This is a genomic window from Daejeonella sp. H1SJ63, assembly GCF_029360775.1.
Lineage (GTDB): Bacteria > Bacteroidota > Bacteroidia > Sphingobacteriales > Sphingobacteriaceae > Daejeonella.
In genome coordinates this window covers 1-14,625 of the sequence record NZ_JARKMZ010000033.1, presented here as the reverse complement: position 1 = coordinate 14,625, position 14,625 = coordinate 1, and the positions used below count along the sequence as shown (strand labels likewise).

Annotated in this window: 12 protein-coding genes; 7 read left to right on the top strand and 5 right to left on the bottom strand. The window is 40.3% G+C overall.

The window, feature by feature from the left end; genetic code table 11:
- Positions 1 to 2: 2 nt before the first annotated feature.
- Both P2W72_RS11940 and P2W72_RS11935 read left to right on the top strand, forming a co-directional pair.
- On the top strand, positions 3 to 1,193 hold the full coding sequence (locus tag P2W72_RS11940; protein ID WP_276362720.1) for an aspartate aminotransferase family protein: 1,191 nt from the start codon (positions 3 to 5) through the stop codon (positions 1,191 to 1,193).
- A 100-nt stretch (positions 1,194 to 1,293) separates the two neighbouring features.
- Positions 1,294 to 2,559: a DEAD/DEAH box helicase gene (locus P2W72_RS11935; protein WP_276362718.1), complete on the top strand. Its 1,266-nt coding sequence runs from the start codon at positions 1,294 to 1,296 to the stop codon at positions 2,557 to 2,559.
- 37 nt (positions 2,560 to 2,596) lie between these two features.
- Here P2W72_RS11935 and P2W72_RS11930 read toward each other — a convergent pair whose 3' ends face one another.
- The 4 genes from P2W72_RS11930 to dnaE all read right to left on the bottom strand — a co-directional run bounded on the left by P2W72_RS11930 (position 2,597) and on the right by dnaE (position 8,502).
- Positions 2,597 to 3,262, bottom strand: a complete 666-nt coding sequence (locus P2W72_RS11930) for a GDSL-type esterase/lipase family protein (protein WP_276362715.1) — start codon at positions 3,260 to 3,262, stop codon at positions 2,597 to 2,599.
- A 68-nt stretch (positions 3,263 to 3,330) separates the two neighbouring features.
- Positions 3,331 to 4,251, bottom strand: coding sequence for a DUF58 domain-containing protein (locus tag P2W72_RS11925; protein ID WP_276362712.1), 921 nt, complete (start codon positions 4,249 to 4,251; stop codon positions 3,331 to 3,333).
- A gap of 128 nt (positions 4,252 to 4,379) precedes the next feature.
- The gene (trxA, locus tag P2W72_RS11920; RefSeq protein ID WP_276362711.1) at positions 4,380 to 4,697 is read right to left on the bottom strand and encodes a thioredoxin; all 318 of its coding nucleotides are present in this window, start codon (positions 4,695 to 4,697) and stop codon (positions 4,380 to 4,382) included.
- A gap of 172 nt (positions 4,698 to 4,869) precedes the next feature.
- A complete protein-coding gene (gene dnaE / locus P2W72_RS11915; RefSeq protein ID WP_276362708.1) occupies positions 4,870 to 8,502 on the bottom strand; it encodes a DNA polymerase III subunit alpha in 3,633 nt (1,210 codons plus the stop codon).
- Between the two features lie 189 nt (positions 8,503 to 8,691).
- Here dnaE and P2W72_RS11910 point away from each other — a divergent pair, with 189 nt between their 5' ends.
- The gene (locus P2W72_RS11910) at positions 8,692 to 9,441 is read left to right on the top strand and encodes a hypothetical protein (protein ID WP_276362707.1); all 750 of its coding nucleotides are present in this window, start codon (positions 8,692 to 8,694) and stop codon (positions 9,439 to 9,441) included.
- A gap of 256 nt (positions 9,442 to 9,697) precedes the next feature.
- On the opposite strand, the gene cfa is transcribed toward P2W72_RS11910, so the two are convergent.
- Entirely contained in the window at positions 9,698 to 10,666 is a 969-nt protein-coding gene (gene cfa / locus P2W72_RS11905; protein WP_276362705.1) for a cyclopropane fatty acyl phospholipid synthase, read from the bottom strand.
- Positions 10,667 to 11,335: 669 nt separating this feature from the next.
- Here cfa and mdh point away from each other — a divergent pair.
- From mdh to P2W72_RS11885, 4 genes are read left to right on the top strand one after another with little or no spacing between them, the layout of a single operon-like run.
- Positions 11,336 to 12,274 carry a malate dehydrogenase gene (gene mdh, locus P2W72_RS11900; protein WP_276362703.1) on the top strand — a complete coding sequence of 313 codons (939 nt, stop codon included), beginning with the start codon at positions 11,336 to 11,338 and terminating at the stop codon, positions 12,272 to 12,274.
- 20 nt (positions 12,275 to 12,294) lie between these two features.
- On the top strand, positions 12,295 to 12,723 hold the full coding sequence (locus P2W72_RS11895; protein WP_276362700.1) for a retropepsin-like aspartic protease: 429 nt from the start codon (positions 12,295 to 12,297) through the stop codon (positions 12,721 to 12,723).
- A gap of 51 nt (positions 12,724 to 12,774) precedes the next feature.
- Positions 12,775 to 13,668 carry a hypothetical protein gene (locus P2W72_RS11890; protein WP_276362697.1) on the top strand — a complete coding sequence of 298 codons (894 nt, stop codon included), beginning with the start codon at positions 12,775 to 12,777 and terminating at the stop codon, positions 13,666 to 13,668.
- Positions 13,669 to 13,672: 4 nt separating this feature from the next.
- On the top strand, positions 13,673 to 14,554 hold the full coding sequence (locus P2W72_RS11885) for a hypothetical protein (protein ID WP_276362693.1): 882 nt from the start codon (positions 13,673 to 13,675) through the stop codon (positions 14,552 to 14,554).
- Positions 14,555 to 14,625 lie beyond the last annotated feature (71 nt).

The window sequence follows — 14,625 nt, the reverse complement described above, 5'->3', positions numbered from 1 at the left end:
GAATGTTAAGTCCGCGACAGCTTTTTCTGCTCAATACAGCTCAAACCTCTCCCACACCAAGACTACTTGAAATAGAACGTGCTGAAGGCATGTACATGTATTCGCCTGATGGAAAGCGCTATATGGATCTTGTTTCAGGTTTTGCAGTTAGTAATACCGGACACCGTAACCCCAAAGTTGTACAGGCAATCAAGGATCAGGCTGATAAATATCTCCACCTGACTGTTTATGGCGAGTATGTACAATCGCCACAGGTTGAATTTGCAAAAAGGCTCAGTTCTGTTCTTCCTGAATCATTAAGTTCTGTTTACTTCGTTAATTCGGGAGCTGAAGCAACAGAAGGTGCACTAAAATTAGCAAAACGCTATACCGGACGATCAGAAATCATTGCATGTAAGAACTCCTATCATGGAAGTACACATGGTGCCCTGAGTGTTATGGGCAATGAGCATTACAAGCAGGCTTACCGCCCGCTGCTTCCGGGAATTCGTTTCATTGAATTCAACTCAATTCATGATTTAGGTCTGATCAGTGCCGATACTGCCGCTGTAATTATGGAGACCATACAGGGTGAAGCCGGTGTCAGAGTGCCGGATACCGAATATATGAAAGAGTTACGCCGTCGCTGTGATGAGACCGGCACCTTACTTATTCTCGATGAAATTCAAACCGGATTTGGCCGTACAGGCAGCTTATTCGGCTTTGAAAACTTCAATATCGTGCCCGACATCCTTTTAATTGCTAAAGGAATGGGTGGCGGTATGCCTATAGGGGCTTTTATTTCCGGTAAAGAGATCATGAGTTCGTTAATGGAGAACCCTGTTCTTGGACATATTACTACATTCGGAGGACATCCGGTAAGCTGTGCTGCAGGACTGGCAAATTTGAATGTGATTCTGGAAGAAAAACTTTATGACGATGTTCCTTCAAAAGAATTACTATTCAGAGAATGCCTCAAACATCCGGCTATCAGGGAGATACGCGGAAAAGGACTTATGCTGAGCATTCAGCTCAGCAGTTTTGAGCAAGTGGAAAATATCAGCAGGATATGCATCGATAAAGGAATTGTAATCGATTGGTTTCTTCACTGTGAAACAGCAATGCGAATCGCTCCTCCACTGATAATTACTGAAGACGAAATCAGGCATGCCTGCTCCGTTATCACAGAAGCATTAGACATTTATGTAGCCTGAGAGTCTGGAAATTCAATTAAAGTGCTTTATCACTTTAAAGCCGTACCTTTGCAGAAATATAAAATTGCCGGCATTATTAACGGCAATGTAAAACCATTACATGTCATTCGAAAATTTAAATTTAATAGAGCCTATTTTAAAGGCTTTAAAAACAGAGGGCTACACTGCCCCAACACCTATTCAGGAACAATCAATCCCAATTATATTAGAACGTAAAGATCTTTTAGGCTGTGCACAAACCGGAACAGGTAAAACCGCAGCATTTGCAATTCCCATACTTCAGATCCTGGAAACCGGCAAAAAGCATGAAGGCCTGAGGACTATCAAATGCCTGATACTAACCCCTACCAGAGAGCTTGCCATACAAATTGGCGAAAGTTTCGCTGCCTACGGACGTCATACCGGCCTGAAACATACCGTTATTTTCGGAGGTGTATCGCAGGGTTCACAGGTTTCTGCATTAAAATCAGGTGTTGATATTCTTATTGCCACCCCGGGAAGATTACTTGACCTTATCAATCAGAAGTTCGTTCATCTGCACTATCTTAAAATATTCGTACTTGACGAGGCTGATCGTATGCTGGATATGGGATTCATTCATGATGTAAAGAAGATCATCACTAAAATTCCTGAAAAACGTCAGACCCTGTTCTTCTCTGCTACAATGCCCGATGAAATTCAGAAACTTGCCAATACTATTCTTGTGAATCCTGAAAAAGTGGAGGTAACACCGGTATCAAGCACCGCCGATACTATTGATCAATCGGTTTATTTTGTGGAGAAAGGTGATAAAAAGAAGCTTCTTATTCATATGCTCAACGATAAGGCGATTAAATCTGCTCTTGTTTTTACGAGAACAAAACATGGAGCAGATAAGATCACCAAAGATCTGATCAAAGCAGGTATTAAAGCCGAAGCAATCCACGGGAACAAATCCCAGAATGCAAGACAAAGAGCACTATCCGGATTTAAAAACGGACAGATAAAAGCGTTAATTGCTACTGATATAGCAGCCAGAGGAATTGATATTGATGAGCTCTCTCACGTAATCAATTACGAACTACCGAATGTTCCTGAAACTTATGTGCACCGCATCGGCCGTACCGGAAGAGCAGGATCAAGCGGTATAGCCTTCTCATTATGCGATGAGGAGGAAATGGAATACCTTAAAGATATTCAAAAAGTGATTGGCCGCGAGATTCCGGTAATGGAAGAGCAGCCTTATCATATGCGCGCTGCAGCATATATCTTCAGCCAGTCAACAAAAAAGAAAGGCGGATCATCCAAAAAACCGGGGCAAAGACCCGAAGGCAGTCCTGCTAAAACAGGAAGTCCAAGGAGACGGTTCGGAAACAGAAGAAAATAAAACATAAAAGCCAGATCAAGATCTGGCTTTTATGTTTTTACTTATTTGTAATTGCCTTTAGCATTAAATCAGCAACAAGCCTGTTTCCTTCCTGATTTAAATGAACACGGTCGGTAGTCAGAATACCCGATTCCTTATTCCCGGGGTTATTCTTCAGATTATATTCAAGGAAAGCTTTTCTCAAATCAACAAGTCCGCATCCGAATTTTGAAGCCTGATCGCGAATCAACTGGCTGTAACGATTCAGATCACCGTCCTGGGAATTACTAAAATCAGTCCTTTCTCCAATTACAGCCGGAGTACTTAGTATCACTTTAATTCCGGCAGCCTGAAATTTCCTGATCAGTGCAGAATAAAAAGCTACGAATTTATCAGGATCAGTGCCTGTCTGGTTGCTCTGCTTATGCCATACATCATTTACACCGACATAGATTACCACCACATCAGGTTTCTTATTTAAAACATCCTCCTCATGCCTGAGGTAAAGGTCATAAACCTTGTTCCCGCCAATACCTGCGCCAACAAGCTCATACCCCGGATTAGTATTTCCTTTCAGGGCTTCCTGCATCAAGGTGATATATCCGCCGGGATTTACACCGGCACGGGTAATTGAATCACCGAAAAATATAATCTTAACCGGTTTTTGAACCTGCATAGCACTAAGCAAAATAATAAGAGAAACTGAAAGAATAATTTTTTTCATCGTTTTTTATTGTTAAAAATTAAAATTGAACTTCATCTCGGGCACTATAGTTCACTGTTTTTGAATATTCAAACCATTTTAGCCCGTTTGATGAGGTAAGAATGTAAAACCTCATAAAATCCTGCATGAATATCGGCATCTACCAGATCAATCTTGTATTGGGCACATTTCAGCCTGAGCTCTTTATGGTATTCCTTAACCGCATTCAGATAAACCTCTTTCACATTATTGGGATGGATTTTCAGATCCTCACCACTCTCAATATCAATAAAATGATAGGGTCTGTTATCAAAATCAAAGTCCAGTTCAGTTTTGTGATCCAGTACATTAAAGATAATAATCTCATGCTTATTATGCTTCAGATGCTGCAATGCTGCAAAAATTTCCTGTAATCCTTCGGCGCTTTCTCCCTCAAGCATATCACTAAACAATATAACAAGCGAACGCTGATGAATTTGTTCAGCTACCTGATGCAGAGCTGCTGCTAAAGCAGTTTTTACCGAACGGTCTGTTCTTGCAATGAGTTTTTCAAGCTCTGCAAATAAGTATTTCTGATGTGCTCCTGTCGATTTAGCTACAGTCGACAATTCAAGATGATCTGAAAACAAACTCAATCCGAATGCGTCCCTCTGCTTTTTAAAAAGATACATCAGCGAAGCTGAAGCATAAACCGAGAATAAAAGCTTGTTAAAATCCTTTTCAGGATAATACATAGACGATGAAACATCAATCATGATCTGGCATCGAAGATTGGTCTCTTCCTCAAAACGCTTCACAAAAAGCTTATCTGTACGTCCGAATAACTTCCAGTCTACATTCTTTACCGAATCTCCGGTATTGTATAAACGATGTTCGGCAAACTCAACTGAGAAACCATGAAAGGGACTTTTATGGAGACCGGTAATAAAGCCTTCAACAACCTGCCTGGAGAGCAGTTCAAGATTACCGAAATCCTGAAGTTCCTTGTAATTAGCCAGATTAGGTTCCATACCCTAAAATAGCATATTAATTCATTGATTTTGAAAAAAGCTTTGATTAAGGGAATCAGGATTAATCCTAAAGCAAAAGGCTCCTTCGAAATTTAACGAAAGAGCCTTTTGCTTTAAATCTATACCTGTTAAAGCTGTTTGCTTAATTTATCTGCAAGAACCGACTTAGGAACAGCACCAATCTGCTTATCAACGATCTCACCACCTTTGAAATATAATAAAGCAGGAATATTACGAATTCCAAACTTCATAGAAATACCCGGATTGTGATCAACGTTTACTTTCCCGATAACTGCTTTTCCTTCATACTCTTTTGCAAGTTCTTCAACAACCGGACCCACCATACGGCATGGACCACACCACTCTGCCCAGAAATCAACCAAAACAGGTTTATCAGACTTAAGGACTAATTCGTCGAAATTTGCATCTGTTAATTCTAATGCCATAATAATTAGATTTTCAATGTATATAATTTGTTTCCTTTATATATGATTTCCGGCCGACCGGATTAATATTTGATCTGAACAGCAAAATAATCAGGCTGAAAATATGATCATATATTATTTTCAAATATACTATTCAATATTCCTGCCACAAATCATGACTGCTATTGTGACATTAATTCAACTTATAGCGAACTCCAAGAACATGTGTAATCCCTTCCAGAAATTCATTGCTTGGATTGATTCTCAGCGATTTAGAAGGCATTTCCAAAGCTGTTTCTTCTTCATAATCCAGGATCATGAATTTCAACTGACAATTCCGGTTTTCATTTTGTTCGGCATTCGCTCTTACTATCTCATCCATCTTCATCATAAATGATTCTGACAGCTCTGAAAGCGGCAATTGAATTGTCAGACATTTTGACATCTTATCCCTCAGGTCTGAGAGTAAAACGATGCCGTTCACCTTAAACTCCCAGTTATCTTTTTGCTTAAACCGCTCGGAAACAGTACCCCTTACTTGTAAAAACAAGTCAACGGTCAGGTATTGCTTTAATTTGATATAATCTTCTCCAAACAGTGCAATTTCAAAGGTTTCGCCATAATCTTCGAACATAAACGAGCCGAAAGGTTTACCTGTTTTAGTGGTGCCGTGCCTGCAGGCCGAAACCAGTCCGCCAATAATCAAGTCACGATTACTTATTTTCTTAAATTCCTCCTGATCCTCGGGCAGCGCTTCTGCAGACTTCATCCTGCTGATCAGACTAAGGTGCTTAACCTTATGAGTACAGAAATTATCGAGCTCAAATTTATAATTATCCAATGGATGCCCGGTAAGATAAATCCCTATCGACTCCTTTTCATATTTTAGCTTTTCGATCAAGCCCCATTCTTCGCATTCAGGCAGTTGAGGTTCAGTGATCTCTGCATCATTGGTCCCGCCAAATAAAGAAGCCTGCGAAGAATTCAGATTATTTTGAAAATCATTGGTGTACTTCACCAAACGCTCAATTCCATTGTAAAGTCCGCCATCCGGTTTAAAGAAAAACTGAGCCCGGTTAAAACCAAAGCAGTCGAATGCCCCTCCGTAAACCAGGTTTTCATACACTTTCTTACTAACTGCTCGCGAATTGGTCCTTCTGGCAAAGTCATAAACACTTGAATACGGTCCGTTAGCCTCCCGCTCCTCCACAATACTTTCTACAGCCTTCTCGCCCACGCCTTTCATACCCGACATTCCAAAGCGAACTTCACCCTTTTTATTTACAGTAAAGCTCAGTTCAGATTCATTGATATCAGGTCCCAATACCGGGATCCCCATCTTTTTACACTCCTCCATGAAGAAGGAGATTTTTTCAATATTGTTCTGGTTATTTAATACCGCCGCCATATACTCAGCGGGGTAATTGGCTTTCAGATAGGCCGTCTGATAGGCCACAAAAGCATAACAGGTAGAGTGCGATTTATTGAATGCATACTGAGCAAATGCCTCCCAGTCGGTCCAGACTTTCTCTGCAATTTTAGTATCATGCCCGTTTATTTTACAGCCCTCCATAAACTGAGCTTTCATCTTATTCAGCACCTCAATCTGCTTCTTACCCATTGCCTTACGTAATACGTCGGCATCCCCCTTGCTGAATCCGGCCAGTTTTTGCGACAGCAGCATCACCTGCTCCTGATATACAGTAATTCCGTAGGTTTCCTCCAGATGCTCCTGCATATCCTGAAGATCATAGCTTACCTCTTCCCTGCCATGCTTTCTGGAAATAAATTTCGGAATATATTCTATCGGCCCCGGACGGTAAAGCGCGTTCATCGCGATCAGATCCTCAAACTTATCCGGCTTTAACTCGCGCAAATACATTTGCATACCATCACTTTCAAACTGAAAAGTTCCGTTAGTATCTCCACGCTGATACAGCTCAAATGTCTTCTGATCCTCCAGAGAAATATAGTCGATATCAATATCAACGTTATGATTTTGTTTGATCAGCCGAAGGGCATCCTTGATAATGGTCAGGGTTTTCAGTCCCAGAAAGTCCATTTTAATTACTCCCGCATCCTCAATCACCCGACCATCAAACTGGGTAACCAGCAGATCGGATTCTTTTGATGTAGCGACCGGGATAATATTGGTAAGGTCATCCGGTGCGATAATGATACCGGCAGCATGTACTCCTACGTTTCTTACGGATCCCTCAAGGATCATTGCTTCCTTCAAAACCTCAGCCTGCAATGTTTTACCATCCTCCAGAATCTTTCTCAATGCTTTGACATTCTCAAAGTCTTCAGGATTCAGTTCTTTCTTCAGATTATCAAGCGAAGCAGTCATTACCTGCACCAGGTTTGTTCCGGGCCTGTCAGGCACCAGTTTGGCCAGCATATTCGACTCGGCCAGCGGAAGGTCAAGTACCCGCGCAACATCCTTAATACTTGATTTGGCAGCCATAGAGCCATAGGTAATGATCTGTGCTACCTGATTTTTACCGTACTTATCAACCACATAATCAATCACCTTCTGTCTTCCGGAATCATCAAAGTCTGTATCAATATCGGGCATCGACTTACGGTCGGGATTCAGGAAACGCTCAAACAGGAGATTATACTTTATCGGATCGATATTCGTGATTCCGATGCAATAAGCTACTACTGATCCGGCGGCAGATCCCCTTCCCGGACCGATGAACACTCCCAGGTCACGACCTGCCCTGATGAAATCAGCAACAATCAGGAAATACCCTGCAAAACCCATTGTACGGATGGTAAACAACTCAAAGTTGAGTCGTTCTTCCACATCCGGAGTTATATCCCTGTATCGCTCCTTAGCCCCTTTGAAAGTCAGGTCTTTAAGATATTCCCACTGATTCAGGTTATCTGATTCAGGCCCCTGATGAATTTTAAACTCATCAGGTATCGGGAAGTTAGGAAGCATGATATCCCGCTTAAGCTGCAGAACCTCAACTTTATCTACAATTTCATTGGTATTATCCAGTGCCTCCGGAAGATCGCGAAAGATCTGCCCCATTTCAGCCTGAGTTTTGAAAAAGAACTGATCATTCGGAAAACCGAACCTGTAGCCCTTTCCGCTTTCTTCATCAGTTGCTATTGGCGTGCTTTTCATATCCCCGGTATTCACACACAAAAGGATATCATGAGCATTAGCATCCTGCTGATCCACATAATGCGAATCATTGGAACAGATCACTTTAACATTATATTTTTTGGCAAACCTGAGCAATACCGCATTTACGGTTTCCTGCTCAGGAAGCTCATGTCTCTGAAGCTCGATATAATAATCTTCACCAAACAGATCAAGCCACCATTTAAACTCGATTTCTGCTTCTGCCTCACCTTTCTTCAGAATGGCTTGCGGCACAGATGCTCCCAGACAACAGGTTGTAGCGATAAGACCCTCATGATGCTTCAGAATCAGCTCCTTATCAATACGGGGCCATTTGCTGTACAATCCCTCAATATAGCCCATTGAACAAAGCTTAACCAGGTTCTTGTATCCGGTGGCATTTTTAGCCAGCAATAGCTGATGATAACGAATATCCCGCTTATCCTTGGTAAACTGTTTTAAATGACGATCGTCCACCACATAAAACTCACAACCAACAATAGGCTTAACCCCATGCTTTCCGGCTTCAGCAACGAATTTGAAAACCCCAAACATATTACCATGATCGGTAATGGCCATAGCCTTCATTCCATCTGCTTTTGCTTTCTTGAAAAGTCGCGAAATGTCTGCCGCACCATCCAAAAGCGAGAATTGAGTATGTACGTGCAGGTGCGAAAAATCAGGCATAAGAATAATATTGGGATGAATTCAAATTTACGAATCTTTTTGCCTGAGGGGAGCGGTGTTGAAAAGTAAAATTAAAGGAGCAATCTATACTCAGAAGAATTAAAGGCACTTTTCTTGCATAGGGATATACACACTATAAAAAGTATGAAAATGTACAAGTTTTAGTCCAGCCCTACACAAAAACGACCTATGAACAAGATCCCTTTTATTCTTTCAGTCTCAATGCTCTTAATTCAATCATGCAGTTCTTTATATATGCCGAATGTACCGAACACTCCGATGCTGAGTAAAAAAGATGAAGTTCATGCATCAGCAAGTCTGAGTCTCAAAGGGAATTTTTCATTCAATACTGCTTATGCTTTCTCAGATCACTGGGCGGCCCTGCTTAACGCCTCAGTAACAGATCAAAACCGGACTAAAAAAGAGTTCAGTCATAATTTACTTGAAACCGGTGCGGGGTATTTTACAACATTCGGTAATAATAAAGACAGGATCCTGGAGATTTATGCCGGTTTGGGAATGGGAAATTCAGAACGCAACTACCTGACAAACACATCAAACGGTATGGTGATTTATGAAGCTCAGGAAATCAGATTCGGCAAAACATTCCTTCAGGTTAATTACAGCAGTAAGAAAAAGAAAGACCTGAACCTTTTCGGATCAAGCTTCCCATTAAATTATGGAACAGCCTTAAGAATCAGTCATGTCAGTTCAAACCAATTTCTTATTAATAAATCAGAACAGTTAAACGAGGATAACATCTTTTTTGAGCCTGTGTTTTTTACCAGAATGGCTTTGAATAATATGCTGCAATTGCAATATATCGGCGGCAGCAATTTCGGTTTGAAGAACCGTAAATTCCTGACTGCCGGCAATTCGATTATGAGTATTGGTTTGGTCATGAATTTAGGTTGGAACAATCGGTATAAAGAAGATTGATTAGTATTTTTAAAATCTGCAATTTTTGTTCCTTCAAATTAAGGGAATCGCTATAGTTTTAATGGTGCGAGCTCTCCGTGCAGAATCTATTTTGCAAAAAGGTATAACGAACAGCATGTCTACATGTCAACCACTTATCTCTGCATATCTTGTTTCATTCAATTAGAATAGAATTTGTGGGCTTAAATTCAGCTTAGCCAATGGAATTTAAATGCACGATCAACGAATATTAGCAGTTCCGAATGGTTATAAAACCTTATCGCACAGACTGATAAATACCAAGGTGTTGTCGTTTAGTTAAAACGATATGCCAAAGTTGATTATAGCGGGCGCGGAAAGTTGCCGCACTTGCACACAGGTAATAGCGCCACATACGATAAAAGGTTTCATTATAATCTGCCTTGATGCTATCCCAGCTTTCTTCGAATTTTTTTAACCAGGCCATTAAGGTTGGATCATAATACAGCCCGAAATTATGCCAGTCCTCCAGAACAAAAAGTCCCTGCCATGATTTGGACAACTGACTCGCCGATGGAATCACACCATTAGGGAAAATATATTTATCTATCCATGGATCGGTAGTTTTGGCATCATGACCACCTCCGATGGTTTGTATCAGGAATAAGCCATCATCGCTGAGGCATTTAGCCGCTATTTCCATGTACTCCCTGTAATTACGATAGCCAACATGCTCCAGCATCCCTATGGATACAAGCCTGTCAAATTTCTCATCAACATCCCGATAATCCTGCAACCTGATCTCAACAGGAAGACCTTCATTAACTTTTCTGGCATGAATAGCTTGCTGTTCAGATACCGTTATTCCGGTAACAGAAACACCATAATTTTCGGCAGCATATTTAGCAAAACCACCCCAGCCACAACCTATCTCCAGCAACTTCATCCCCTTTTCGAGTTTCAACTTACGGCAAATCAAATCAAGCTTGGCAACCTGAGCTTCCTCAAGATTGTTCGCCTTTTCCCAATAGCCGCATGAGTACATCATTCGTGTATCAAGCATTTTTTCAAAAAGCTCATTACCGATATCATAATGTTTATAAGCAACTTCTTTAGCCTGGCTTTTGCTCTGCATATTTTTTAATTTTGCATTCAGGGCAAGAAGTATAAAATTAAAGCTAAAAACAGGTAATTTCTTGTGCAGACTGTGATGAAATACTCTGAAAAAAAATTGATCCAGAGCCTCGCAGTCCCACCATCCCTCCATATAAGATTCACCAAAAGCCAGACTGCCTCCACTTACAATCCGCTCATAGAATCCGGATTATGCACCTGAATATCCCAGGGTTTATCACCATTAATCGTAATACCAACATCTGCAAATGAATTCCGAAAAATCTGTTCAAGTGATCTCATATGAGTTTAAACCTTTGGGCGAATTTAAAAATATAAATTTATTCAGCATTCCAATTTATCACAAATGACTGATCACAGATTACCAGGAGACGGCTTATACTGAATTAGTTTTATAGTACTTTTTATTACGCGTCCGACAACTTACACCTCTATCTTCTTCCAGCGTCCCCTTTTGAACAAAATATAAGCCGCTATGGTAATAGAGATTTCAGTGACTGGTATGGCAAAGACACTTTCGGGATCCATTTTTAAATATTTGGCAAGTAAATAAGCCCGAAGTATCTGAAAAAACCAGAAGCTAAAGAAGTTGAGCTATATTGAAGTTAGAGTATCTCCATATTTACAATTTAAGAAACAAAAATCTTACACTAACACTACTAATAATTTCCTAAAAAAGATTGAATTATCTATCTTCGTAATTAATTTAAAATGTCTGTCAATCACATTTTAGATAATAAAAAAGCCGATTTTAAAAAAAATCGCAATCAAATCCGATCTCTAATTAAAAACAAATCATAAAATGAAAATTACAGTTGTAGGAGCCGGTGCAGTAGGTGCAACCTGTGCTGATAACATCGCCAGAAAAGAACTAGCCGAAGAACTTATCTTATTAGATATCAGAGAAGGTTTTGCTGAAGGTAAAGCAATCGATATGATGCAAACTTCTGCCCTGCTTGGCTTTGACACCAAGATCAAGGGTGTAACTAATGATTATGCAGCTACTGCCGATTCTGAAGTTGTTGTTATTACTTCAGGATTACCCCGCAAACCGGGAATGACCCGTGAAGAACTGATCGGCACCAACGCGAATATTGTAAAAAGTGTTACTGAAAACATTCTTAAATACTCTCCGAATACGATCATCATTGTGGTTTCTAACCCGATGGATACCATGAACTACCTGACTCTGAAAACTTCAGGACTTCCTAAAAACAGAATCTTAGGTATGGGTGGTGCTCTGGATTCTGCAAGATTCAAATATTACCTGAGTGTTGAACTTGGTTGCTCTCCTTCTGACCTTAATGCAGTAGTTATCGGTGGTCACGGTGATACTACCATGATTCCTTTGATTAATCATGCTACATGGAACAGCATCCCGGTTACCCAGTTATTAAGCAAAGAGCAGCAGGAAAGAGTGGTTTCTTCAACAATGGTTGGAGGTGCAACTTTAACTAAATTAATCGGTACTTCTGCATGGTATGCTCCGGGAGCCGGTACTGCAGCAATGGTTGAAAGTATCGTTCGTGATGAGAAAAAACTAATCTCTTGTGGTGTAGCTTTAGATGGTGAATACGGACAAAAAGACATTTCTCTTGTTGTTCCGGTAATCCTGGGCAAAAACGGCTGGGAGAAAATCATGGACTTCAAATTATCTGATGCTGAGCAGGCTGAATTCAATAAGAGTGCAGATGCAGTTAGAAACATGAACCAGGTATTGAAAGATTCAAACCTGATCTAAATTCAGCAGTAATATTCTGAATGAAAAGTACAAAGGTTCCTTTAGAACTATTAAATTTACACGACGACGGCTTCCACCTTTTGGTGGAAGTTGTTGTTTTCGGGCAAACCTTTAAAGCAGTTCTTGATACCGGCGCATCCAAAACCGTATTCGATAAAACAAGTATCGAAAAGCATATCACTCAGGGCGATCTGGTAATATCTGATAAACTTTCCACCGGGCTTGGAACTAATACTATGGAAAGCCATACCATCATCCTGCCTTCAATCAAAATCGGAGCCTTTAAACTTAAAAATTTTGAAGCGGCAGTACTTGACCTTTCGACCATAAATCAGGCTTATACCAGCCTGAATATTTCTCCAGTAATCGGCGTAATCGGAGGAGATATCCTTCAATCTTACGATGCCATCATAAATTACGGCAAACTCCACCTTAAACTATTCAAATAAAAGCCTTTACATATTTATTTTAATTCATTAAATTGATTTAAAATATAAGATATGAAATGGCTCCCAATCATTTTATTATCATTACTATTTCATCCTGCCTTTTCGCAGAATTTAAGCGGAAAATGGTATGGAAAGGTTAGTCAGCAGCCCGGAGGCTACAGCGATCTTTATGACCTCGAGCTCGATTTAAGTCACCGTAAAAATATCTGGGGCGATTCCTATGCCACTTTTGAAAACTCCGTTAAAATAAGAATCGGACTTTCCGGACATATTGAAAAAGACAGTATTTATCTTTCTGAAAGTATAGATTGGATACGGGAAGATATTGTACCCTGGGACTGGATTGCCTGCATCAAAAAATTTAAGCTCAGCTATCGCACAGATGAAAATTTCGAGTATCTGGAAGGCAGCTGGTCGGGATTCAGCAAGAAAGACATGAATGATCCATGCATACCGGGGAAAGTGATCTTATCCAGATCGCTTGACGGACTAAATAAATTTCTCGAAGAATATAAGGACTCAATCATTGCCCTTAACGCATTACCTGCTGCTGCAGAGACTCTGTCAACAGCAGATTTCAGCACTTCATTTCTGAATACAGAACCTAAAAAGATCACTGAAATCATTGTACATAATCCGGAACTGCAGATACAGCTTCTGGATTATCTGAAAACCGACAATGATACGGTTTCTGTTTATCTGAACCGGAACATACTTGCCAGGAACATACGGATATCCAAAAGGCCCTCAATCATTAATTTTAAGCTGAACCCTGCAGCTGAATTTCATGAAATTCTGATGTATGCCGAAAACCTTGGTATGATTCCACCAAACACATCAGAATTGATCCTGATCGACGGAGAATCCAGACACAGGATTATGATTACTTCAGACAAGCAAAGATCTGCAACCATTATGCTGAAGTACAGACCCGAAAAATCATGAAAACATGAAACTATTCTGTATCCTGATCCTGATTACTTTCAGCTTATCCTCCCGGGGACAGGACATGAAAGGAATTTGGGTTGGATATCTGGATACTGATGTCAGGAATATTACGGCACTGGAAGTCAATTATGTCCTACATATTAAAGATCAGGATCAGAATATTGTGAACGGGAAAGCTTATTTATTCAGGGACAATCCGCTTCGTGCCGAAGGTATTTTAGATTTCATCGGCATTGTCAATAATAACACTTTAAACATCAATGAACTGAAGATACTTCACTCTAAAATCCCCAGCGACAGTACCCGTTTTCTCTGCATTAAGCAATTGAAATTAAGGCTTAGCAAGGAAAATGAAACTGAAAACCTGACCGGCACCTTTACCGGTGCAGGAGAAAATCTGGTTCAATGTTTTCCGGGCAATGCTTACCTGCAACGTTTCAACAAAACAAATCAAAAAAACATACCACCCGAAATTCTCAGTAAAATTTTGCTCGATGGCAGGGATCCGAATGTATTTTTACAGACTAAACTTGCCCGGCCTGTTGTGCTTGAAGTACAAAACAATGTCATTCAACTGGAAATTAAAGATTATCTGAAAGAGGATGGAGATATCATCTCGGTTTATCACAACAGAAGACCATTTATTAGGAATCAGACTATTCTGAATAAATCATCATTTCATACACTCAGGCTGAACAGAAGTATGGAATTGCATGAAATCATCATGTATGCAGAAAATCTGGGGCAAATCCCCCCCAACACATCTAATCTCGTTGTTTATGATGGAGCAAATACACATGAGGTAATAATCAGATCCAGTAAAGAAGTAAGTGCTGTCGTTTATCTGCGATATGTACCCGAACAAAAAAGCCCTTCAAAATAAATGAGGGCACTGAAAAAGCCACTCCTTTTGGGAGTACTTTAATGAAACGATCAAGCAGGAATTATCTTACT